At 70.0% G+C, this 21,864-nt stretch carries 23 protein-coding genes; 20 read left to right on the plus strand and 3 right to left on the minus strand.

The features are described from left to right. Positions 1–78: 78 nt before the first annotated feature. From glyA to ABZS51_RS06500, 13 genes are all read left to right on the plus strand, one after another. The gene (gene glyA, locus ABZS51_RS06440) at positions 79–1,344 is read left to right on the plus strand and encodes a serine hydroxymethyltransferase (RefSeq protein ID WP_355437087.1); all 1,266 of its coding nucleotides are present in this window, start codon (positions 79–81) and stop codon (positions 1,342–1,344) included. Between the two features lie 57 nt (positions 1,345–1,401). Then, entirely contained in the window at positions 1,402–2,739 is a 1,338-nt protein-coding gene (locus tag ABZS51_RS06445) for an MraY family glycosyltransferase (protein ID WP_355437089.1), read from the plus strand. Positions 2,740–2,871: 132 nt separating this feature from the next. Continuing rightward, the gene (locus tag ABZS51_RS06450; protein ID WP_310710583.1) at positions 2,872–3,291 is read left to right on the plus strand and encodes a hypothetical protein; all 420 of its coding nucleotides are present in this window, start codon (positions 2,872–2,874) and stop codon (positions 3,289–3,291) included. Between the two features lie 67 nt (positions 3,292–3,358). Beyond that, positions 3,359–3,574 (plus strand): AtpZ/AtpI family protein, encoded by a 216-nt coding sequence (locus ABZS51_RS06455; RefSeq protein ID WP_355437091.1) that lies wholly within the window; start codon positions 3,359–3,361, stop codon positions 3,572–3,574. 67 nt (positions 3,575–3,641) lie between these two features. Beyond that, positions 3,642–4,439: a F0F1 ATP synthase subunit A gene (gene atpB, locus ABZS51_RS06460; RefSeq protein ID WP_355437093.1), complete on the plus strand. Its 798-nt coding sequence runs from the start codon at positions 3,642–3,644 to the stop codon at positions 4,437–4,439. 71 nt (positions 4,440–4,510) lie between these two features. Then, positions 4,511–4,741, plus strand: a complete 231-nt coding sequence (atpE, locus tag ABZS51_RS06465) for an ATP synthase F0 subunit C (protein WP_189126107.1) — start codon at positions 4,511–4,513, stop codon at positions 4,739–4,741. Between the two features lie 34 nt (positions 4,742–4,775). After that, positions 4,776–5,327, plus strand: coding sequence for a F0F1 ATP synthase subunit B (locus ABZS51_RS06470; RefSeq protein WP_310710586.1), 552 nt, complete (start codon positions 4,776–4,778; stop codon positions 5,325–5,327). Then, the gene (locus ABZS51_RS06475) at positions 5,327–6,136 is read left to right on the plus strand and encodes a F0F1 ATP synthase subunit delta (RefSeq protein WP_310710587.1); all 810 of its coding nucleotides are present in this window, start codon (positions 5,327–5,329) and stop codon (positions 6,134–6,136) included. The genes ABZS51_RS06470 and ABZS51_RS06475 overlap by 1 nt, the downstream gene beginning before the upstream one ends. A 23-nt stretch (positions 6,137–6,159) precedes the next feature. Further along, positions 6,160–7,809, plus strand: a complete 1,650-nt coding sequence (atpA, locus tag ABZS51_RS06480) for a F0F1 ATP synthase subunit alpha (RefSeq protein WP_355437096.1) — start codon at positions 6,160–6,162, stop codon at positions 7,807–7,809. 3 nt (positions 7,810–7,812) lie between these two features. Further along, complete coding sequence (locus ABZS51_RS06485) at positions 7,813–8,715, plus strand: F0F1 ATP synthase subunit gamma (protein ID WP_355437098.1); 903 nt, start codon at positions 7,813–7,815, stop codon at positions 8,713–8,715. A 1-nt stretch (position 8,716) separates the two neighbouring features. Continuing rightward, positions 8,717–10,162 (plus strand): F0F1 ATP synthase subunit beta, encoded by a 1,446-nt coding sequence (atpD, locus tag ABZS51_RS06490; protein ID WP_355437100.1) that lies wholly within the window; start codon positions 8,717–8,719, stop codon positions 10,160–10,162. Positions 10,163–10,258: 96 nt separating this feature from the next. Continuing rightward, on the plus strand, positions 10,259–10,657 hold the full coding sequence (locus ABZS51_RS06495; RefSeq protein ID WP_310710591.1) for a F0F1 ATP synthase subunit epsilon: 399 nt from the start codon (positions 10,259–10,261) through the stop codon (positions 10,655–10,657). A 27-nt stretch (positions 10,658–10,684) separates the two neighbouring features. After that, positions 10,685–11,062, plus strand: a complete 378-nt coding sequence (locus ABZS51_RS06500; RefSeq protein WP_310710592.1) for a DUF2550 domain-containing protein — start codon at positions 10,685–10,687, stop codon at positions 11,060–11,062. 154 nt (positions 11,063–11,216) lie between these two features. Here ABZS51_RS06500 and ABZS51_RS06505 read toward each other — a convergent pair whose 3' ends face one another. Then, positions 11,217–11,807 (minus strand): cob(I)yrinic acid a,c-diamide adenosyltransferase, encoded by a 591-nt coding sequence (locus ABZS51_RS06505; protein WP_355437103.1) that lies wholly within the window; start codon positions 11,805–11,807, stop codon positions 11,217–11,219. Positions 11,808–11,934: 127 nt separating this feature from the next. On the opposite strand from ABZS51_RS06505, the gene ABZS51_RS06510 reads away from it, so the two are divergent. The 4 genes from ABZS51_RS06510 to ABZS51_RS06525 all read left to right on the plus strand — a co-directional run bounded on the left by ABZS51_RS06510 (position 11,935) and on the right by ABZS51_RS06525 (position 15,569). Continuing rightward, the gene (locus ABZS51_RS06510) at positions 11,935–12,849 is read left to right on the plus strand and encodes an ATP-binding cassette domain-containing protein (protein ID WP_355437105.1); all 915 of its coding nucleotides are present in this window, start codon (positions 11,935–11,937) and stop codon (positions 12,847–12,849) included. Beyond that, on the plus strand, positions 12,846–13,955 hold the full coding sequence (locus tag ABZS51_RS06515; protein WP_355437107.1) for an ABC transporter permease: 1,110 nt from the start codon (positions 12,846–12,848) through the stop codon (positions 13,953–13,955). Before ABZS51_RS06510 ends, ABZS51_RS06515 begins: the two co-directional genes overlap by 4 nt. A gap of 11 nt (positions 13,956–13,966) precedes the next feature. Further along, positions 13,967–15,154 carry a histidine kinase gene (locus ABZS51_RS06520; protein ID WP_355437109.1) on the plus strand — a complete coding sequence of 396 codons (1,188 nt, stop codon included), beginning with the start codon at positions 13,967–13,969 and terminating at the stop codon, positions 15,152–15,154. 97 nt (positions 15,155–15,251) lie between these two features. Next, positions 15,252–15,569, plus strand: a complete 318-nt coding sequence (locus ABZS51_RS06525) for an STAS domain-containing protein (protein WP_355437111.1) — start codon at positions 15,252–15,254, stop codon at positions 15,567–15,569. A 165-nt stretch (positions 15,570–15,734) separates the two neighbouring features. On the opposite strand, the gene ABZS51_RS06530 is transcribed toward ABZS51_RS06525, so the two are convergent. Continuing rightward, on the minus strand, positions 15,735–16,277 hold the full coding sequence (locus tag ABZS51_RS06530) for a TetR/AcrR family transcriptional regulator (RefSeq protein WP_355437113.1): 543 nt from the start codon (positions 16,275–16,277) through the stop codon (positions 15,735–15,737). 295 nt (positions 16,278–16,572) lie between these two features. Further along, a complete protein-coding gene (gene nucS, locus ABZS51_RS06535) occupies positions 16,573–17,235 on the minus strand; it encodes an endonuclease NucS (RefSeq protein WP_355437115.1) in 663 nt (220 codons plus the stop codon). A 92-nt stretch (positions 17,236–17,327) separates the two neighbouring features. Here nucS and ABZS51_RS06540 point away from each other — a divergent pair, with 92 nt between their 5' ends. The 3 genes from ABZS51_RS06540 (at position 17,328) to ABZS51_RS06550 (ending at position 21,863) form a co-directional block, all read left to right on the plus strand. Continuing rightward, the gene (locus ABZS51_RS06540) at positions 17,328–17,621 is read left to right on the plus strand and encodes an ATP/GTP-binding protein (RefSeq protein ID WP_310710600.1); all 294 of its coding nucleotides are present in this window, start codon (positions 17,328–17,330) and stop codon (positions 17,619–17,621) included. 60 nt (positions 17,622–17,681) lie between these two features. Beyond that, positions 17,682–18,386 carry an alpha/beta fold hydrolase gene (locus tag ABZS51_RS06545; protein ID WP_310710601.1) on the plus strand — a complete coding sequence of 235 codons (705 nt, stop codon included), beginning with the start codon at positions 17,682–17,684 and terminating at the stop codon, positions 18,384–18,386. Positions 18,387–18,590: 204 nt separating this feature from the next. Further along, positions 18,591–21,863, plus strand: a complete 3,273-nt coding sequence (locus ABZS51_RS06550; protein WP_355437117.1) for a LamG-like jellyroll fold domain-containing protein — start codon at positions 18,591–18,593, stop codon at positions 21,861–21,863. The last annotated feature ends 1 nt before the right edge of the window (position 21,864 follow it).

The raw sequence follows: 21,864 nt of genomic DNA on the forward strand, positions 1-21,864 counted from the left end.
GGACGGCCACCCGCCGACACGGGACACCAGAACCAGCACCCTCTTAGAAAATCGGGCATCCGCCCGTACAGTGGAAAAATGGGTGCTCAGCCCTACTACGGCCCGGACTTCGACCTGCTCCGGAGACAGGACCCGGAGCTGGCCCAGGTCCTGCTGGACGAGCTGGAGCGGCTGCGCGGCGGCCTCCAGCTCATAGCCAGCGAGAACTTCGCCTCGCCCGCGGTCCTCGCCGCCCTCGGGTCCACCCTCACCAACAAGTACGCCGAGGGCTACCCCGGCCGGCGCTACTACGGCGGCTGCGAGGTCGTGGACCGGGCCGAGCGGCTCGCGACCGAGCGGGCACGGCGGCTGTTCGGCGCCGACCACGCCAACGTCCAGCCCCACTCCGGCGCCTCGGCCAACCTGGCCGCGTACGCGGCGCTGCTCCAGCCGGGCGACACGATGCTGGCGATGGCCCTGCCGCACGGCGGCCACCTCACACACGGGTCCAAGGTGAACTTCTCGGGCCGCTGGTTCGACGTGGTGTCGTACGGCGTGCGCCGCGACACGGAGCTGGTCGACTACGACGAGGTCAGGGATCTGGCGCTGCGGCACCAGCCGAAGGTCATCGTGTGCGGGGCGACGTCGTACCCGCGGCTGCTCGACTTCGCCGTGTTCCGCGGCATCGCCGACGAGGTGGGCGCGTGGTTGATGGCCGACATCGCGCACCCGGCGGGGTTGATGGCGGCCGGGGTCGTCCCGTCCGCGGTGCCGTACGCGGACGTCGTGACGTTCACCACGCACAAGACGCTGCGCGGGCCGCGCGGCGGCGGCATCCTGTGCACGGAGGAGCTGGCGGCGCGCGTGGACCGGGCGGTGTTCCCGTTCGTGCAGGGCGGGCCGCTGATGCACGTCGTGGCGGCCAAGGCGGTGGCGTTCGGTGAGGCGCTGCGGCCGGAGTTCGCCGCGTACGCGAGGCGCGTCGTCGCCAACGCGCGGGCGCTGTGCGACGCGCTGGCCGCGGCGGACATGCGCCCGGTGTCCGGCGGCACCGACACGCATCTCGCGCTCATCGACCTGCGCGGCCTCGGTGTGTCGGGGGCCGAGGCGGAGCGGCGGTGCGCCGCGGCGGGGATCACGCTGAACCGCAACGCCATCCCGTATGATCCGGAGCCTCCGGCCGTGACCTCGGGCCTGCGCGTCGGCACGCCGTGCGTCACGACCCAGGGCATGGGGCCGGAGGAGCTGAAGGAGGTCGGCACGCTGGTGGCCGAGGCGGTGCGGAATCCCGGGGACGCCGGGGACGTCCGCGAGCGGGTGACGGCGCTCCTGACCATCCATCGTCCATATCTCAGCGAATATTAAGCCGGTCTGTGTCGATTTCCGGTCACAGGGGCCCGGCGCATCCGCGAAACTAGGACCGTGCGCGAATACCTGTTCATGGCGCTCATAGCGGCTGCGGTGACGTACCTCCTCGTCCCGCTGGTGCGCCGCTTCGCCATCCGCATAGGGGCCGCTCCGGAGATCCGCGAGCGCGACGTGCACACCACGCCGACGCCCCGGCTCGGGGGCCTGGCGATGTACGGCGGCCTGGTGGCGGGGCTGCTGGTGGCCAGCCAGCTCGCCCACACCGGCGAGGCGCTCGGCGAGGCCGACGGCAATCCGGTGATGGCCCTGATCATCGCGGGCGGCCTCATCACGGTCACCGGCTTCCTGGACGACTGGTGGGGGATGGACCCCTTCATCAAGCTGGCCGGCCAGATCGCCGCCGCAGGCGTCCTCGTCTTCTTCGACCTGCGCCTGGTCTACATCCCGCTGCCCAAGGACTGGGGCGGCTCCACCAGCCTCGACTACACCTTGAGCACCATCATCACCATCCTGGTGGTGGTCGTCACGATCAACGCGGTCAACTTCGTCGACGGCCTCGACGGCCTGGCCGCGGGCATCGTCTGCATCGCCGCCATGGCCACCTGGACATACTCGATCTTCCTGTCGCAGAGCATCAGCGGCGACAACATCACCACCACGGCCGGCATCGCGGCCATCCTCATCGGCACCTGCCTCGGCTTCCTGCCGCACAACTTCCATCCGGCCAAGATCTTCATGGGCGACACCGGGGCCATGCTGATCGGCCTGGTGCTCGCCTCCTCGATCGTCACCGTGACCCCGGTCGACCCGTCGGTCATCGAGGGCATCAACCGGTTCGGCGTGCTGCTCCCGCTGCTGGTGCCGGCGGCCGTGCTGGTCCTGCCGCTCATCGACCTGATCACCGCCGTCGTGCGCCGCACGTCCTACGGCATGTCGCCGTTCGCGCCCGACCGCGGCCACCTGCACCACCGGTTGATGGACATCGGCCACTCGCACCGCCGTTCGGTCCTCATCATGTACGCCTGGGCTTTCCTGTTCGCGTTCGGCCTGGTCGCGATGTCGAAGTGGGGTGTGCCGGTCCTCATGTTCCCCGTCGTGATCCTGCTCGCCGTCGGCCTCCTGGTGGTGCTGATGGCGGCGCCGCGCTGGCGCGGCAGGGGCGGAGCGCGCACCAGCGGCGGGGCGCCCTCCGACGACGACGGCCCGCCCACCGGCCCCATGCCGCCGGTCCCGCCGGTGAAGGGCCCGGTGCGCCGTCCGGCCGCCAACCCGGTCGACAATCCGGTGAACACCCAGGCCAAGCCGCCCGTCCGGCCGATGGAGGAGCCTCCGCACGGGCGCGCGCAGGCCGTCGGCGAAACGGTCATCCACGCCGTTCCGGGCAGTTCATGATCGCGAACTAGAAACGGCAGGTAAAAGCGGTCTTCCGTGAGCTTGTGATATCTTTCACGAGCAGGGAACCTCCGATGCGCAGGCTATGGAGGTAGCAAACGCTCGCTTGACAATTTGCCTTATGGAGCACCGATGCAGGCCAACGACGTGCGCGTCCTCAAAAGCGCCGCGCTTCCCACCCTCGGGGCGGGAGCGATCGTCGCGGTCGTGGCCCTCGTGGTCGCCGGCGGCAAAGGGATGTTCGGCGCGGTCGTCGGCGCTCTGCTGGTCGGGGTTTTCTTCAGTATCAGCGTGGTGGCCGTGAGCTATGCCGCAAAGGTCTCCCCCCAGATCATGGCCATCGCCGCGATGGTCAGCTATCTCGTCAAGGTGGTCGCCGTCATGGCGATGCTCTCCGCCTTCGGCGACACCGGCGCGTGGAATCCCAAGGCGTTCGCCTGGTCCGTGGTGGTCTGCACGATCGTCTGGACGGGTTTCGAGGTGCGCGCCTTCATGAAGACCAAGATGCTCTACGTGGACCCCGAGGCCAAGGTCCCCGGGAAGGGCGACTGATGGAGCCGGCGACCGGGCGGGTCCGATATGACTAGTCCTCTCTGCGCCTGCTATCGTCGGGCGCGCGATGAGCGAAAAGGAACGCCGGCCGGAGTCAGACGGTCGCGACTTCGCCGACGCCATGTGGGCGGTCCCCAGCTATCTTCTCGCCGGGATGGCTATCTACGGGGGCATCGGGTGGTTGCTGGACCGCTGGCTCGACATGTCCGCGTTCTTCCCCATAGGCATCGTCCTTGGGTTGGTGCTCGCCGGCTACGCGGTCTACCGGCGACACAGTCGCTGACTCTGTACGGCGACCGACTCGCCGAGGAAACTCCTGTGATCCATTACGACGTTGAAGGGAACGCCGCGTGAGTGCGCTGACGGTCCTGGCATCACCGGGCGACGAGTTCGGAGCGCCTACGCCTGGCGAGCTGTTCGATCTGCCCCCCATCATTCCCGGGGTCGACTGGTTCACCAAGCCGGTGCTGCTCGCCATCCTCAGCTCGATCCTTGTGATCGGCTTCTGCTGGGCTGCCTTCGCCAGCCCCAAGATCGTACCGAGGGGCGTCCAGAACGTCGCCGAGTACGGCTACATGTTCGTCCGCGACCAGGTCGCGCGGCCCTTCCTGGGCAAGGACGCCGACCGCTGGATGGGCCTGCTGGTCAGCGTGTTCTTCCTGGTGCTGGTCTGGAACCTCATGGGCGTCGTCCCCGTGCTCCAGTTCCCGGTCGCCTCGCACATCGCCTTCCCGGCCGTCCTCGCGATCTCGATCTACGTGCTCAAGGTCTACCTGGGCATGAAGCACCAGGGCGGCGTCGGCTACTTCAAGAACATGATGTTCCCGCCGGGCCTGCCCAAGCCGATCTACGTGCTGCTCGCCCCGATCGAGTTCCTGTCGAACATGATCATCGCGCCCTTCACGCACGCGGTGCGACTGTTCGCCAACATGTTCGCCGGTCACATGCTGCTGGCGTTCTTCAGCATGGTGGGCTTCTGGTTCCTGTTCGAGAAGCTGACCCCCCTGGGCGCTCCGGTCGGTGTCGTCGGCGTGGTCATGACGATCATCCTCACCGGCTTCGAGATGTTCATCCAGTTCCTGCAGGCGTTCCTCTTCGCCATGCTGGCCGCGATGTACATCGGCGGCGCGCTGCACGCAGAGCACTGAGAACCACCAACCGGAATATCCATGACCGGTGAGACTCCGCTTCACCGGCCGTCCAGTAAAGGAAAACAGCAATGAGCGTTCTCGCTGAGGTCTCCGGCAACGTCACCGCCATCGGTTACGGTCTCGCCGCCATCGGCCCCGGCATCGGCGTCGGCATCATCTTCGGTCAGGGCGTGCAGGCCATCGCGCGCCAGCCCGAGGCTTACGGCCTGATCCGCCAGAACATGCTCCTTGGCTTCGTCCTCACCGAGGCCCTCGCCCTGATCGGTCTGGTCGCGCCGTTCATCTTCGCGAACATCTAAAGACCAGAAGAATCCCTGACGAAAGGCTGCACCCATGACACTCGCAGCTACGCTCCTCGCGGCGGAGGAGGGCGGCAACCCTCTCATCCCGCATCCCTATGAGCTCGTCGTCGGTATCTTCTCCTTCGCCGTCGTCTTCTTCGTCGTCGGACGGATGCTTGTCCCGCGTATCCAGAAGACGCTGGCCGAGCGCACCGACGCGATCGAAGGCGGCATCAAGAAGGCGGAGGAGGCCCAGGCCGAGGCGCAGGCACTGCAGCAGCAGTACCGCGACCAGCTGGCCGAGGCCAGGCAGGAGGCGGCCCGGCTGCGCGAGGAGGCTCGCGAGCAGGCCGCCCAGATCAAGACGGAGCTCCGTGAGGAGGCGCAGGCCGAGGCCCGCCGCCTCATCGAGGCTGCGCACGCGCAGATCGAGGCCGACCGCCAGCAGGCGTTCGCCCAGCTCCGCGCCGAGATCGGCCGCCTGTCCACCGACCTGGCCGGCCGCATCGTGGGCGAGTCCCTCGAGGACGAGGCCCGGCAGCGCCGCACCGTCGACCGGTTCCTCGACGAGCTCGAGAGCTCCAGCGCGCAGGCGGTGCGCTAATGAGAGGCCTGAGCAGAAGCTCGCTGGCAGAGGTCGAGGAGCGCTTCAACGCGGTCGCCGGCAGCGCCGACCTCGGCGCGCTCTCCGACGAGCTGTTCGCGATCGCCGATCTGCTCGACCGCGAGCACGGCCTGCGCCGCGCCTTGTCCGACCCCTCCAGGTCGGCGGAGATCAAGGCCGGCTCCGTGCGGGCCCTGCTCGCGGGCAAGGTCGGCGAGGCCGCGCTCGCCACCACCGAGGCCGCCGTGTCGGCCAGGTGGTCGCGCGCGAGTGACCTCGCCGACGTCCTCGAACGGCTCGGCGTCGTCGCCGCCGCCGCGGAGGCCGAGAGCCAGGGCACGCTCGACGAGGTGGAGGACGAGCTCTTCCGCTTCGGCCGCGTGGTCGCCGCCAACCCCGCCCTGCGCCGCGCGCTCGCCGCCGGCGACGCCCCGGAGGAGGGCAAGCGGCAGCTGCTGAGCGACCTGCTCGGCGGCAAGGCGGCGATGGCGAGCCGGCGCCTCATCACGCAGGTGGCAGTTCACCCGCGAGGACGTAGCCTGGAAGCAGGCTTGGAGGAGTTCGGCCAGCTCGTCGCGCAGCAGCGCCAGCGCTATGTCGCGGTGGTGCGCAGCGCCGTCGAGCTGACCGACGAGCAGAAGCAGCGCCTGGCGACGTGGTTGCGCACCTCCTACGGCCGCGACGTGCACCTGAACGTCGAGGTGGATCCGCGAGTGCTCGGTGGCTTCTCGGTCCGCATCGGCGACGAGATCATCGACACCACCATTGTGGGACGAATCGAAGAAGTCCGCCGCCGGTTGGCCGGCTAGGCGAAGAGGGAGACAGAGTAGAGATGGCGGAGCTTACGATCCGGCCGGACGAGATCCGGGACGCGCTTGAGCGCTTCGTCCAGGCGTACGAACCGGAAGGCGCCGCGCGCGAGGAGATCGGGACCGTCGTCGACTGTGGCGACGGCATCGCCCATGTCTCCGGCCTTCCCTCGGCGATGGCGAACGAACTGCTGGAGTTCGAGGACGGCACGCGCGGTCTGGCCCTGAACCTCGACACCCGTGAGATCGGTGTCGTCATCCTGGGCGACTTCAGCAAGATCGAGGAGGGCCAGACGGTCCGCCGGACGGGCGAGGTCCTGTCCGTGCCGGTCGGCGACGGCTTCCTCGGCCGCGTGGTCGACCCGCTGGGCAACCCGCTCGACGGCAAGGGCGCCATCGAGGCCGAGGGCGTTCGCGCCCTTGAGCTGCAGGCCCCGTCCGTCGTCCAGCGGCAGCCGGTGAAGGAGCCGCTGCAGACCGGCATCAAGGCGATCGACGCCATGACGCCGATCGGCCGCGGCCAGCGCCAGCTCATCATCGGCGACCGCGGCACGGGCAAGACCGCGATCGCCGTGGACACCATCCTCAACCAGCGCGAGAACTGGGCGACCGGCGACCCGACGAAGCAGGTCCGCTGCGTCTACGTCGCGGTCGGCCAGAAGGGCTCGACGATCGCGCAGGTCAAGGCCCGCCTGGAGGAGGCGGGCGCGATGGAGTACACCACCATCGTCGCCTCCCCGGCCTCCGACCCCGCGGGTTACAAGTACCTCGCCCCCTACACCGGCTCGGCCATCGGCCAGCACTGGATGTACCAGGGCAAGCACGTCCTGATCGTCTTCGACGACCTGACCAAGCAGGCCGACGCCTACCGCGCCGTCTCCCTGCTGCTGCGCCGCCCGCCGGGCCGTGAGGCCTTCCCGGGCGACGTGTTCTACCTCCACTCCCGTCTGCTGGAGCGCTGCGCCAAGCTCTCCGCCGACATGGGCGGCGGCTCGATGACCGGTCTGCCGATCATCGAGACGAAGGGCAACGACGTCTCGGCGTTCATCCCGACCAACGTCATCTCCATCACCGACGGTCAGTGCTTCCTTGAGACGGACCTGTTCAACGCCGGTGTCCGCCCCGCCATCAACGTCGGCATCTCGGTCTCCCGAGTCGGTGGCTCGGCGCAGATCAAGGCCATGCGGAAGGTCGCGGGCACGCTGAAGCTGTCGCTGTCGCAGTACCGCGACCTGGAGGCGTTCGCCGCGTTCGCCTCCGACCTCGACGCCGCCTCCCGCGCCCAGCTGGACCGCGGTCAGCGGCTGGTCGAGCTGCTCAAGCAGCCGCAGTACTCCCCGTTCCCCGTGGAGAAGCAGGTCGTGTCGGTGTGGTCCGGCACCACCGGTGAGCTCGACGAGGTGCCGGCCGAGGACGTGCGCCGCTTCGAGGCCGAGTTCCTGGACTACCTCCAGAGCTCGCGCAAGGGCGTCTTCGACGCCATCCGCGAGACCAAGGAGCTGTCGGACGACACGGTGACCGCTCTGAAGGACGCCATCACGGAGTTCAAGAAGGGCTTCACCACCTCCTCCGGTGAGCTGCTGGTCAAGGATGAGCCGGTGGCGCCGCTCGGCGCCCACGAGGTCGGCCAGGAGAAGATCCAGAAGGTCGTCCGCCCGGCGGAGAAGAAGTAGGCCATGGGTGCCCAGCTAAGGCTGCTGAGGCGGCGGATCACGTCGGTCAAGTCGACCGCCAAGATCACGCGCGCCCAGGAGCTCATCGCCTCTTCACGGATCGTGAGGGCGCAGCAGCGGATGCAGGCGGCGATCCCGTACGAGCGTGAGATCACTCGCGCCGTCACCGGCGTCGTCAGCAACGCGGCGAGCGTCGACCATCCGCTGACCGTGGCGAAGGAGAACCCCGCCAGGGCGGGCGTCCTCATCGTCACCAGCGACAGCGGGTTCTGCGGCGGCTTCAACGCCAACGTGCTGCGCGAGGCCGAGGCCCTGCGCGGTCTGTTGGAGGGCCGCGGGCTGACCGTGACGCCGTTCGTCACCGGGCGCAAGGGTGTCACCTGGCACACCTTCCGCAACCGGGAGATGGGCGGCAGCTGGGTCGGCTTCTCCCGTAAGCCGGCCTACGCCGACGCCAAGGAGATCGCCGCGATGCTGATCGACTCGTTCAAGGACGAGAACGGCATCGACGAGATCCACATCGTGTCGACCGAGTTCGTCTCGATGCTGGCGCAGAACGTCGTGGTCAAGCGGGTCCTGCCGCTGGAGGTCGAGGAGACCGAGGCGACCGAGTCCACCACGATCCCGCCGTACTTCGAGTTCGAGCCGACCGCGGGCGACGTGCTGGAGTCGCTGCTGCCGCGCTACGTGGAGTCCCGTATCTTCACGGCGCTGCTGCAGTCGGCGGCCTCCGAGGAGGCCGCGCGGCGGCGCGCCATGAAGTCCGCGACCGACAACGCCAACGAGCTGATGCGGGTGCTGACCCAGCAGATGAACCAGGCTCGCCAGGCCGAGATCACCCAGGAAATCAGCGAGATCGTCGGTGGCGCCAACGCGCTGGCTGACGCCGCAGCCGGGAAAGAGTGAAATGACTGCAGAGGCTGTTGAGACTGTAGAGAGTGCCGCGGGCGGCACCGGCCGGGTGGCTCGTGTCACCGGCGCCGTCGTCGATGTGGAGTTCCCCGTCGACGCGATGCCCGAGATGTACAACGCGCTCAAGGTCGAGGTGACCCTCGGCGGCGAGACCAAGACCCTGACCCTCGAGGTCGCCCAGCACCTGGGCGACAACGTCGTCCGGGCCATCTCCATGCAGCCCACCGACGGTCTGGTCCGCGGCCACGCCGTGACCGACACCGGCGCGCCCATCTCGGTGCCCGTCGGCGACGTCGTCAAGGGCCACGTGTGGAACGCGCTGGGCGAGACGCTCGACGTGCCGACCTCCTCGCTCAAGATCACCGAGCGTTGGGGCATCCACCGTCCGTCGCCGGCCTTCGACCAGCTCGAGTCCCGTACCGAGCTGCTCGTCACCGGCATCAAGGTCATCGACCTGCTCACCCCGTACGTGCAGGGTGGCAAGATCGGTCTGTTCGGTGGCGCCGGTGTCGGCAAGACCGTTCTGATCCAGGAGATGATCCGCCGCGTCGCCCGTAACTTCGGTGGCACCTCGTGCTTCGCCGGTGTGGGCGAGCGCACCCGTGAGGGCAACGACCTCTGGCTGGAGATGGAGGAGGCCGACGTCCTCAAGGACACCGCGCTGGTGTTCGGCCAGATGGACGAGCCGCCGGGCACCCGTCTGCGGGTCGCCCTGACGGCGCTGACGATGGCCGAGTACTTCCGCGACGTCCAGAAGCAGGACGTGCTGCTCTTCATCGACAACATCTTCCGCTTCACGCAGGCCGGTTCCGAGGTCTCCACGCTGCTCGGCCGTATGCCGTCCGCCGTGGGTTACCAGCCGACGCTGGCCGACGAGATGGGTGTCCTCCAGGAGCGCATCACCTCGACGCGCGGTCACTCGATCACCTCCATGCAGGCGATCTACGTGCCCGCCGACGACATCACCGACCCGGCCCCGCACAACGCGTTCGCGCACCTCGACGCGCAGACCGTGCTGTCCCGGCCGATCTCGGAGAAGGGCATCTACCCGGCGGTGGACCCGCTGGACTCCTCCTCCCGGATCCTCGACCCGCAGATCGTGGGCGAGGAGCACTACCGGGTGGCCCAGGAGACCAAGCGGATCCTGCAGAAGTACCGCGAGCTGCAGGACATCATCGCCATCCTCGGTATCGACGAGCTCTCCGAGGAGGACAAGGTCACCGTCCAGCGGGCCCGCCGCATCGAGCGCTTCCTGTCGCACCCGATGTACGCGGCCGAGGCCTTCACGGGCCAGCCGGGCGAGACCGTGCCGCTGGACGAGACGATCGCCTCGTTCAAGGGCCTGTGCGCCGGCGAGTACGACCACCTGCCCGAGCAGGCCTTCTTCATGGTCGGCGGCATCGACCAGGCCATCGCCAAGGCGAAGGAACTCGAGCGCTAGTCGCCCCGGCCATAGGGCGGGCGCGGCCCGTCCGGAGATACGGTGGTGGTGCGGCCGAGGCCGCGCCACCACCTGATCGGAAAGGAACCTGCACAAGTGGCCAAGCTACGCGTAGGGGTTGTCTCACCCGAGCGTGAGATCTGGTCGGGCGAGGCCGACATGGTGATTGCCAAGACCGTGGACGGCGAGATCGGTATTATGCCGCAACACGCACCCGTGCTCGGTGTTCTCGTCGAGGGCGGCGTGCTGCGCGTCAAGCGTGCGGAAGGCGAGCTGGTCGCGGCCGTCCACGGCGGGTTCATCTCCGTGGCCGACGACGAGGTGTCCGTGCTCGCCGAGGTGGCCGAGCTCGGTTCCGAGGTCGACGTCGCGGCCGCACGTGACGCGCTGGAGCGTGCGCAGGCCTCGATCGAGGCCAACCAGGAGGACGCCGACGCGGCGGTCGAGGCCCAGCGTGCCAAGGCCCGGCTGCGCGCCGCAGGCGAAGAGGTCTGAAGAACAACAAGCTAGGGGGCGGCATTGGTGGCAACGGTATTCATCTGCGTGCTACTGGTCGCCGCCCTGGTGGTCCTGCGCGGCTTCACGCTGGCCCGCTCGCGCGGCAGCGTCCCCTGTCGGCTGAGGGCAGCCGGCCACGGCTGGCGCGGCGGGGTAGCCCGCTACGCCGACGGGGAGCTCCACTGGATCCCGCTCATAGGTCTGCGACTGAGGCCGCGCCACGCGATCGCGAGGCGCGGCCTCGTCGTTTCGTCCCGTCGCGAGCTGGACAACGGGCTGTACGCGATCGACTGCGGCGGCTCCGCGAAGAACATCTCACTGGCGATGAGCGCCGATGCCCTGACCGGCTTTCTCGCCTGGCTGGAGTCCGCTCCGCCCAGCGCCTATCTCGACGTTGCCTAGATCTCTCTCTGTCACGGCACAGCCAGGCTGACCGCCACTCCCCGTACGGGGCCGAGGGCCTCCAGGGGGACGGCCTCTGACCCGCACGGGGCCGGCCGCCGTCACGGCCCGCCGCACCCGTCCGAGCGGTTCACCCCCTGACCACGTGGGCGGCCTAGCGGGTGGCGCCCGGCTTCCAGAGGATCTCCTCGCCCCCGTGGGCGACGCGGCAGAGGATGAACAGCAGGTCCGACAGGCGGTTCAGGTAGGCCGCCGCGAGCGGGTTCATGTCGTCGTGCGCCTCCAGCGCGGCCCAGGTGGTGCGCTCGGCGCGGCGTACCGTCACGCGGGCCACGTGCAGCGCGGCCGTCGCCGGGTCGCCGCCGGGCAGGATGAAGCTGCGCAGCGCCTTCAGCGGCTCGTTGAACCGGTCGCAGAGCTCCTCCAGCCGGTCGACGTACGCCTGCTCGACCCGCAGCGGCGGGAACTCCGGTTCGGCGACGACCGGCGTGGCGAGGTCGGCACCCAGGTCGAACAGCTCGTTCTGCACGCGTGACAGCACGTCCGCCACCTCGGCCGGGAGCGTGCCGTGGGAGAGCGCCACTCCGAGGTGGGCGTTGGCCTCCTCGACGTCGGCGTAGGCGGCCAGCCGCGAGTCCGTCTTGGGGACGCGGCTCATGTCGGTGAGCGCCGTGGTGCCGTCGTCGCCGGTGCGGGTGTAGATGCGGGAGAGGACGACCGGCTTGTCCTTGTCCGAGCGCGTCATGGGGTCAGCGTAATGACAAATGTCATCGAGAAGGGACGCGGGGCGCATGTCGGAGCCATGATTTCTCCGACTACCAGGGCGAATGCCGCTGACGGCACTATTGCCTCATGACGAAGGAGAGGACCTGATGCTCGAGATCAGCGAGCTGCGTAAGCGCTTCGCGGGCGGGCCCGGCTCGCCGGAGGGCAAGCTTGCGCTGGACGGGATCGGTTTCGCCGTGCGGCCGGGCGAGATGTTCGGGTTCGTCGGCGCGAACGGCGCCGGCAAGACGACGACGATGCGAATCGTCATGGGCGTGCTCCAGGCCGACGCCGGCTCGGTGAGCTGGCAGGGCCGCCCGCTGGCGTACGAGGACCGGCGCCGGTTCGGTTACATGCCGGAGGAGCGCGGGCTGTACCAGAAGATGCGCGTGGCCGAGCAGATCGAGTACTTCGGCCGCCTGCACGGCCTGAGCGGCGCGCGGGCCGCCGAGGCCACGGCCGCGCTGATCGAGCGGCTGGGCCTGGGCGAGCGGCGCGACGACGCCGTGGAGGGCCTGTCGCTGGGCAACCAGCAGCGCGTGCAGCTCGCGGTCGCGCTGGTGCACGACCCCGAGGTGCTGATCCTGGACGAGCCGTTCTCCGGGCTTGACCCGCTGGCGGTCGACACGCTGGCCACGGCGCTGCAGGAGCGCTGCCGGGGCGGCGTGCCGGTGATCTTCTCCAGCCACCAGCTCGACCTGGTCGAGCGGCTGTGCGACTCGGTCGGCATCGTGTCGTCCGGCCGGATGGTGGCGAGCGGAACGGTCACTGACCTGCGGGCCGCCGAGGGCGGCACGCTGCGCGTCGTGGTGCGCGACCCGGCTCCGGGGTGGGCCGACGGCCTGCCCGGCGAGCTGAGCGTCGTGGACGGGCGGCACGTCCTGCTCGTGAACGCCGCCGCCGGCCGCGACCAGGGCGACGACCAGGAGATCCTGCGCCGGGCCATGAAGGCCGGGCAGGTCGAGCACTTCGGGGTCGAGCAGCCGACCCTCACCGAGATCTTCAAGGAGGCCGTGGCATGAACGGGCTGGCACTGGTGGCGCGCCGGGAGATCGCCACCCGGATCAGGACCAGGGCGTTCCTCGTCAGCCTGCTCGTCACCGCTGTGCTGGTGGGCGCCGCCGCGTTCGCGCCCAAGCTGATGGGCGGCCCCGACGCGTACACGCTGGGCACCGTGAACGCGCAGCGGCTGCCGCTGGAGGCGGCGGCGCCGGAGTCGGAGTTCGCCTGGAAGGCGTTCCCCGACGAGGCGGCCGCCAGGAAGGCGCTGCTCGGCGGCGACGTGGACGCGGTGCTCGTCGGCGACGCCAAGGTGCTCACGGACGGCGAGATCGACCAGGAGCTCGGCGTGCTCCTGCAGAGCACGAATCGTGAGGTGAAGCTCGGAGCCTCCGGGGTGCGGATCGCGCCGCTGCAGATCGAGTCGGTCGGCGCCGACACCCGTTACCAGGCCGCCCGCACGGGCATCGCCGTGGTGCTGGTGCTCGTGCTGTTCATGCTGCTGATCGGCCAGGCGACGATGGTCGGGATGGGCGTGGTGGAGGAGAAGGGCAGCCGGATCGTGGAGATCCTGCTGACCTCGATCCGCCCCTGGCAGCTGCTCGGCGGCAAGATCCTCGGCTTGGGCGTGCTCGGGCTGGTCAACCTGGTCACGATCCTCGTGGTGGGCGTCGCCGCGGCCGTCGGCTCAGGGGTGGCGACGGACTTCCCGCCCGGCATGCCGGGCATCGTGGCCGGCGTCGTCGTCTGGTTCGTCCTCGGCTACGCGTTCTTCGCGACGCTGGCCGCGGCGCTGGCCTCGCTGGTCTCCCGCCAGGAGGAGGTCGGCAACGTGATGTCGCCGCTGACGATGCTCATCATGGTCACCTACGGCGTCGCCTTCTACGCGACCGCGGAGCCGACCGGCACGCTGGCCACCGTGATGTCGATGATCCCCCCGTTCTCCTCGATGGTGATGCCGGTGCGGACCGCCGCGGCCGAGGTGCCGCTGTGGCAGGTCGGGCTGGCGCTCGCGCTCATGGCGGCGGCCGTGGTGGCCGTGCTGGCCATCGGCGCGAGGGTCTACGAGCGGGCCGTCCTGCGCACCGGCGCCCGGGTCCGGCTCGGCGACGTGCTGCGCGCCAAGTAGCGCGGGCGTAGGTGGGGGAGATCGCGCAGGCGCGCCGCCTGTGCTGGTGGATGCTGAACTCGTTCCTCGGGCTGCTGTGGGGCGGGATGGCGCTGAGCGCCCTGGCCGAGGCCGGCCGGGGCGCTGAGCCGTGGCCGCTGCTGGCCGTGTCCGTGGCCGCCGCCGCCGGGTTCACGGCGCTCTATCTGCGGCTGGTGAACGCGGTGATCGAGTCGAGGTACCCGGTGCGGCCCATCGTGGCGAGCGGGATCCTGGCGGTGGTGGCGGCGGGGACGGGCGGGGCGCAGCCGTTCGGGGCGGGGCTGGCGCTGGTGGCCTGGCTGGCCGTCGTCGCCGTCGGTGTCTCGCGCCGGCGGGCGTTCGCGCTGGGGGCGGGCACGACACTCCTGGGGGTCGCGTTGAGCGTCGCCGCCGCGGCGACCGGGTGGTGGCAGCTGCTGGACATGCCGGACGCGCGGGGACCTGTGTGGCTCGGCGCCGTGGCCGTCTCGAACACCTTCATGTACGTGGTGATGTGCCTGGCCTGCGTCGTGTCCAACCGGCTCTGGGTGTGGATCTACCGGCTGGCCGTGCGGGCCCACGAGGGCATGGAGGCGCACGCCCGGCTGGCCGTCGCGGAGGAGCGGCTGCGCTTCGCTCGGGACCTGCACGATCTCGTCGGGCACCGGCTGTCGGCCATCGCCGTCAAGACCGCGCTGGCCGTGCGCCTGTCCGACGCCGACATGGGGGCGGCCCGCGACGAGATGGCCGCGGTGAACGGCCTGACCCGTACGGCCCTGCGCGAGCTGCGCGAGGCGGTGCGCGGCTACCGGCGGCTGGACCTCGGCGCCGAGCTGGCCAGCGTGCGGGGCGTGCTGGAGGCGGCCGGCGTCCGGTGCGAGCTGCGCCTGCCGTACCGGGAGCCGCCGGAGGAGGTCGCGGCGGTGTTCGCCTACGCCGTGCGGGAGGCCGTCACGAACGTGCTCAAGCACAGCGCGGCGACGTTCTGCGCGATCACGCTGAGTTTCACCGCCGAGCGGGCCGAGCTGGAGGTGCGCAACGACGGCGCGCAGACCCGGCAGCCGGACGGCGAGACGGGGCACGGGCTGCACGGGATGCGGGAGCGGATGGCGTCGCTGGGCGGCGAGATCACGGCCCGGCAGGGGACAGACGGCCACTTCATCCTCAAAGCGGTCGTGTCACTGCCGATTCCTGGGTAGGGGTAAAGAATCGGAGGGAGTTTCGGCCCTCCCGAACGCCCTGCCACAGGGTAAGCCGGCATCGCGTGCGGTCGCGCGGTGTGAATGAGGAGGTGGCATGCGAGTCCGGGGCAATCCGAAAGCCCAGGTGGTGCAGATCGGCGCCCGGCTCGACGCCGGAACGTCGGCCGGGGTCCGCGCCCGGCTGCACGACGCGGTGGACTCCGGTGAGGGAGACCTGATCCTCGACCTGTCCAAGCTGGAGATGATCGACGCCACCGGCCTGGGCGTTCTCGTGGGCACGCATCGGCGCGCATTCGCCGGGGAGCGCCGTCTCGTCCTCCGGGGAGTGCCGCCGCGGATCATGCGCGTCCTGGCGGTGACCCGGCTGAACCGGGTGCTGCGCGTCGAGGCGGAGGAAGCCGCGGTGGCCTGACGGGGCGGCGGCTCATCGCGGAGCGGGCGACGACGATGCCGTAGCCCGCTCTCTTCGTGTCCGGAAACCGGCGTTCGCGAAAAAACAACAGCCTAAATACCGATTGTCAGGGGTGTTTTATCCCCGTCTCGCACCGCAAAGTAAGCACAATCCGTAATCAACGCTTCACGGTTCACCGAGCGATCTGCGGAAGATGTGCGAGGCCACCTCGACGAGTTCGCCGATGTCCGGCGAAGGGCTCGCGAGGATCCATTCGATGAGCAACTCTTGTAGCGCTCCAATAGCGCCGAGCGCCACGAGCCGCCGATTGAGGCCGCCGCCCACCGGGAATTCGGCCGACGCCTCCTCGATCAGCCGGGCGAACGCGTCCACCGCGCGCTGCCGCGAGGCCGTCAGAACGTCACCCGACCGGCGCACCTCAAGATGCATGATCCGGGCCCGCCGCCAGTCCGCCGTGGCGAATTCGATATACGCGCGGATCCCGGCCTCCACCTTGCCCTCAAGGCTGTGCGGGGCCTCCTGCAGGACCTTGGCCACGTAGGAGAGGCTCTCCTCCACGCAGCGTTCGTGCAGTGCCTGAAGCAGCTCCTCGCGTCCCCCGAAACATTCGTAGAAGGCGCGGTTGGAGATCCGCGCCTCCGAGCACAGCCTTTCGATGGTCGTCGCCGCGAAACCCGGCTTCGCGTATAGCGTGTACGCGGCCGTCATCAGCCGCTCGCGTCTGTCTGCCAGCCTTTGCTCGGCTGACATTCCCCGGTAAGACCGGTTCACATTCCACCCGTCCAACATGATCGTGGCCCCCAGAGCACACAATTATGGACGGATGATCCGCTTTGGGAAAGGGCGCGGAGTTTACCTCTTACGTCGGCCGTGCAAGAACGTGACAATCCTGATCGGCCGCTCAAGCTCCTCGGGCCGGCAGGCGAACGAGGTGAGGTTCATGCCGGGCAGCGCGAAACGCCGACTGCCTCACCCACCGCCTGCGCGTCCTGCTGGGGGAGCGTCAGAAGAGGGTGGGGTTCTCCGGCTCGATGCCGCGCAGCGCGGCGTAGTCGAGGGTGACGCAGTCGATGCCCCGGTCGGCGGCCAGCACGCGCGCCTGCGGCTTGATCTCCTGGGCGGCGAACACGCCGCGCACCGGCGCGAGCAGCGGATCGCGGTTGAGCAGCTCCAGGTAGCGGGTGAGCTGCTCGACGCCGTCGATCTCGCCGCGCCGCTTGATCTCGACCGCCACGGTCGCGCCGCTCGCGTCACGGCACAGGATGTCGACGGGGCCGATCGCCGTCATGTACTCGCGGCGGATGAGCGAGTAGCCGTCGCCGAGCGTCGTGATGTGCTCGGCCAGCAGCTCCTGCAGATGCGCCTCGACGCCGTCCTTGATCAGGCCCGGGTCGACGCCCAGCTCGTGGCTGGAGTCGTGCAGGATCTCCTCCATGGTCAGCACCAGCTTCTCGCCGGTCTTGCCGTGGGTGACCGTCCAGGTGCCGCCGTCCTCCTTGAGCTTGCACGGCGGGTTCATCCAGTTGAGAGGCTTGAAGGCACGGTCGTCGGCGTGGATGGACACGCTGCCGTCCGCCTTGATGAGAACGAGCCGGGGAGCCATCGGCAGGTGCGCCGTGAGCCGTCCGATGTAATCCACGCTGCATCGCGCGATGACCAACCGCATGACGGTCCACCTTAGCGGCTCTGGAAAACTGGACGCATGGCGTTCGACAGCGTGGGAGCGACGGCACTCCCCATCTGGGTGGCCGGGATGACATGAGCCCGCGCAGAGCCCGCCGCAGGGAGCCCCCGCCCCGCCCTGCCGGCTTCCCCCGGGGCACGGACCGCGTCGAGGAATGGCCCGACGGCGAGTGGAAGGTGCGCATGCTCACCGGCGCGTCGTCCGGCAAGAGCTACCGTTGTCCGGGCTGCGACCAGGAGATCCCCGGAGCCAAGCCGCACGTGGTGAGCTGGCCGAACTGGCCCGGCGGCGACGAGGAGCGGCGACACTGGCACACGGCGTGCTGGCGCAAGCGGCTCGACCGCGGTCCGGGCCGCAGCCGCTACTGACGCCTGACCCCCTCCTTCCGCAGACGAACCACAGGCGCACGAACTCTCGAAAGGACCGAAGTGGAGATCCGCGCGGGCACCGAGCTGCCGGCCAGGCGTGAGCCGATCGAGCTGCACACCGGCGACGGCCTGACCCTCGTGGGGGAGCTGGCCCAGCCCCTCGACCGCCCCCCGGTGGCCACGCTGGTCACCCTGCACCCGCTGCCCACCCATGGCGGCTTCATGGACAGCCACGTCTTCAAGAAGGCGGCCAACCGGCTGCCCGCGCTCGCCGACCTCGCGGTGCTGCGCTTCAACACACGCGGGACGTCCTCCGAGCGCGGCACCTCACAGGGGGACTTCGACGGCGGCGAGGGCGAGCGCTTCGACGTGGCCGCCGCCCTGGAGTACGCCGAGTACCACGACCTGCCCCGCGTGTGGGTGCTCGGCTGGTCGTTCGGCACGGAGCTGGCGCTGAAGTGGGCGCACGACCCGCTGGTGGAGGGGGCGATCCTGCTCTCGCCGCCGCTGCACCGCGCCAAGGACGACGACCTCGACGCGTGGGCGCGCTTCGGCCGGCCGCTGACGGTGCTGGTGCCGGAGTTCGACGACTACCTGCGGCCGGAGGAGGCGCGGGAGCGGTTCGCGCGGGTGCCGCAGGCCGAGGTGATCGGGGTGGACGGGGCCAAGCACCTGTGGGTGGGGGAGCCGTACGTCCGGATCGTGCTGGACGAGATCGTCAAGCGGGTCAACCCGGCCGCGTACCCGCTGCCCACGCACGTCTGAGCGCACAGGCGGACGCGCCTGTGGAGATTTTCTTCACTCCGAAGATTGTTCTGATGAAATCTGTCAGAAGATCTGGACGAAAGCCACATCCTGATTAACAATCCGAGCAACTGAAGATCGTGGAGGCGCCGGGCGGGCTGACCGCGCGGCGTCCCGCCTCGGCGCTTGCGAGGGCGGATGCGCGTTGGTCGTGGGCTCGTCGTGATGATATTGGCAGGGGCGGTCGCGGCGGCGCCCCTGGATGAACCGGCTTCGGCCGCCGCACTCCGACAACAGGTTCCCTCCCACGGCACCCTCCGCGGGCCGGCCCCCGGGGGGACGGGCGCGGACCCGGCCGAGACCTCCGCGCTGGCGCTGGCCCGCCGCGACGGGAAGCGGGTCGAGGTCGAGTCGTTGCGCACGGAGACCCGCCAGGTCTTCGCCAAGCCCGACGGCACGTTCACCCTGGAGCAGTACGCCCGTCCGGTACGCGTCCGCAAGGCCGACGCCTGGGTCCCCGTGGACACCACGCTGCGCCTGCGCCCCGACGGCGCGGTGGAGCCGGTCGCCGCGGCGGCCGGTCTCAGGTTCTCCGGCGGCGGCCCAGGCCCGCTGGCCCGCCTGTCGCGCGGGGCCAAGGCCCTGGAGCTCGGCTGGCAGGGCACGCTCCCCAAGCCCACCCTCAACGGCGACACCGCCACCTACGCCGAGGTCATGCCGGGAGTGGACCTCCAGGTCACCGCGGACGTGGACGGCTTCTCGCACATCCTGGTGGTCAAGTCGCGTGAGGCGGCGGCGAGCCTGACCGACCTGACGTACCCGCTGGCCACCAGCGACCTGTCGCTGAAGGCGGACAAGGCGGGCAACCTGGAGGCCCTCGACGGTGGCGGCGGGACGGTGTTCATCGCGCCCACGCCGACGATGTGGGACTCCGAGGGCATCACCAGCCCGCAGGCGCTCAAGGAAGGCCGCTCCCCGGAGGCCAGGCAGGCCACGATGGGCGTGGAGCTGGCGGGCAGGCGGCTCAAGCTGAAGCCGGACAGGAAGATGCTGGCCGACCCCAAGACCCGCTTCCCCGTCTACCTGGACCCGTACTTCTCGGCCGCGCGCGGCTCGTGGACGGCGGTCTGGAGCAACTGGCCCAGCTCCAACTACCTGAACTCCAGCGACGTCGCCAGGGTCGGCCACGTCGAGTCGCAGAAGAACCGGTCCTTCTTCCAGATGTCGTCCGGGACGACGATCCACGGCAAGCAGATCATCAAGGCGACGCTGCGCACCTACGAGACGTGGTCGTACTCGTGCAGCGCCCGCAAGGTGGAGGCCTGGGGGACCGGCGCGATCAGCAAGAGCACCACCTGGAACAACCAGCCGTCGTGGACCAGGCTGCTCTCCACGGTGAACGTGGCCAAGGGCTGGGGCTCCTCCTGCCTGCCCGGCGGCGTGGAGTTCGACGTCACCTCGTGGGCCGCGGACGCCGCCGCCAAGAAGTGGAACTCCATGACCATCGGTCTGCGCGCCACCAGCGAGACCGACGTCTACGCCTGGAAGAAGTTCAAGAACAACCCGACCGTCGTCATCGAGTACAACTCCATCCCGTCCGACCCCGTGGCCGCCGACGCGTGGTCCGACCCGGGCGGCGCCTGTACCTCCGGCGACGGGCGGCCGGTCATCCCCACCGCCACGCCGAAGCTGTGGGCCAAGCTGAAGGACGCCGACAACTCGGTCAAGGGCCGGTTCGAGTGGTACAACGCCGCCGGGACGAAGACCGGTGAGTACGTCACCGCGACCGGCTCGTCCGGCGGCGCCTACTACGCGACGATCCCGACGAGCCTGTACGCCGACGGCGCGCTCATCCGCTGGCGGGTCCGCGCCGAGGACGGCAAGGCCACCAGCGCCTGGAGTCCCTGGTGTGAGGCCACCGTGGACGCCACGGCCCCCGGCAGGGAGCCGGTCGTGACCTCACCCGAGTACGCCGAGACCGGCTGGAACGACGGCGTCGGCCTGGCGGGCACGTTCAGGTTCGAGCCCAACGGCGTGCCGGACGTGGCCGCGTACGTCTACGGACTCGACACCACGCCCAAGACCGAGGTCGCCCCGGGCGCCGACGGCACGGCCACGATCGCGCTCACCCCACGCCATGACGGGCCCAACGTCCTGTCGGTGCGCAGCAAGGACCGCGCCGGCCAGTCCGGCCCGATCCGCACGTACGTCTTCAACGTCAACTCGGGCCGGGCGCCCAGCGGCCACTGGGCCCTGGACGAGGGCCAGGGCACCGTGGCCGCCGACGCGGCCGACGCCCACCCCGCGACGCTGAACGGCGCGACGTGGACGGCCGGCAAGACCGGGTCGGGGCTGCGCCTGGCCAGTGCGTACGCGCAGACCTCCAGCCCCGTCATCGACACGAGCCGCAACTTCACCGTCACCGCCTGGGCCCGCCTGACGGCCAACACCGCCACCGCCACCGTGCTCACCCAGGAAGGGGCGAGGACCGGCGGCTTCGCGCTCCAGTACTCGAAGCCCGACGACCGCTGGGCGCTGGCCCGCGCCGGAACGGACGCCGACGGCGCCGCGACGGTCCGCGCCCTCTCCGCGGCGGCCCCGCGGCTGAACGAGTGGACCCACCTGACCGGCGTCTACGACGCCGCGGCGGGCCAGATCTCGCTCTACGTCAACGGCAAGCTGGAGTCCACGGTCGCCTGGACCAAGCCGTGGAACGCCACCGGGCCACTCACGATCGGCCGCGGCAAGGTCAACGGCGCCGCGGCGGAGTTCTGGCCGGGCGACGTGGACGAGGTCCGCGTCTACGGCCGGGCGATGTTCGCCGACGAGGTGGCCGACCTGGTCAACAGCGCCGCGACCCTGGTCGGGCACTGGGAGCTGGACGAGGAGACCGGCGTGACGGCCGCCGACTCCTCCGGCCGCGGCACGGCGGCGACCCTCGGCGGCGCCGCCTCCTGGACCGCCGGCTGGCTGGACGGCGCGCTGGCGCTCGACGGCGTCAACGGTTACGCCCAGGCCGCCGCTCCGGCCGTGAACACCAAGACCGGGTTCACGGTCGCGGTCTGGACGCAGCTCGACTACCTGCCGGCCCGGGACACCTCCGCCGTCTCCCAGCCGGGCAACCGGGCCGCGGGCTTCCAGCTCGGCTTCGACAAGGAGCAGAGCAGATGGACGCTCGGCATGGCGGCCTCCGACGCCGACACCGCCGCGCTGGTGCGGGCCCGCTCGGACGCCGTCGCCGTGCCCCTGGAATGGACGCACGTGGCCGGCGTCTACGACGCCCTGCGGAGTGAGCTGCGCGTCTACGTCAACGGGCAGCTCACCACCACCAGCGTCACCAGCCACGCGAGCGCGTGGAACGCCGTCGGCGCTCTCCAGCTCGGCCGGACCAAGAGCGCGGGCGCCTTCACCGGCTACTGGCCCGGGACGATCGACGACGTACGCCTCTACGACGGACCCCTCAGCGTCGAGCAGATCGCCCAGCTCGCCGCCCAATGAA

Origin of the sequence: Nonomuraea sp. NPDC005501 (assembly GCF_040605905.1) — a bacterium.
Lineage (GTDB): Bacteria > Actinomycetota > Actinomycetes > Streptosporangiales > Streptosporangiaceae > Nonomuraea.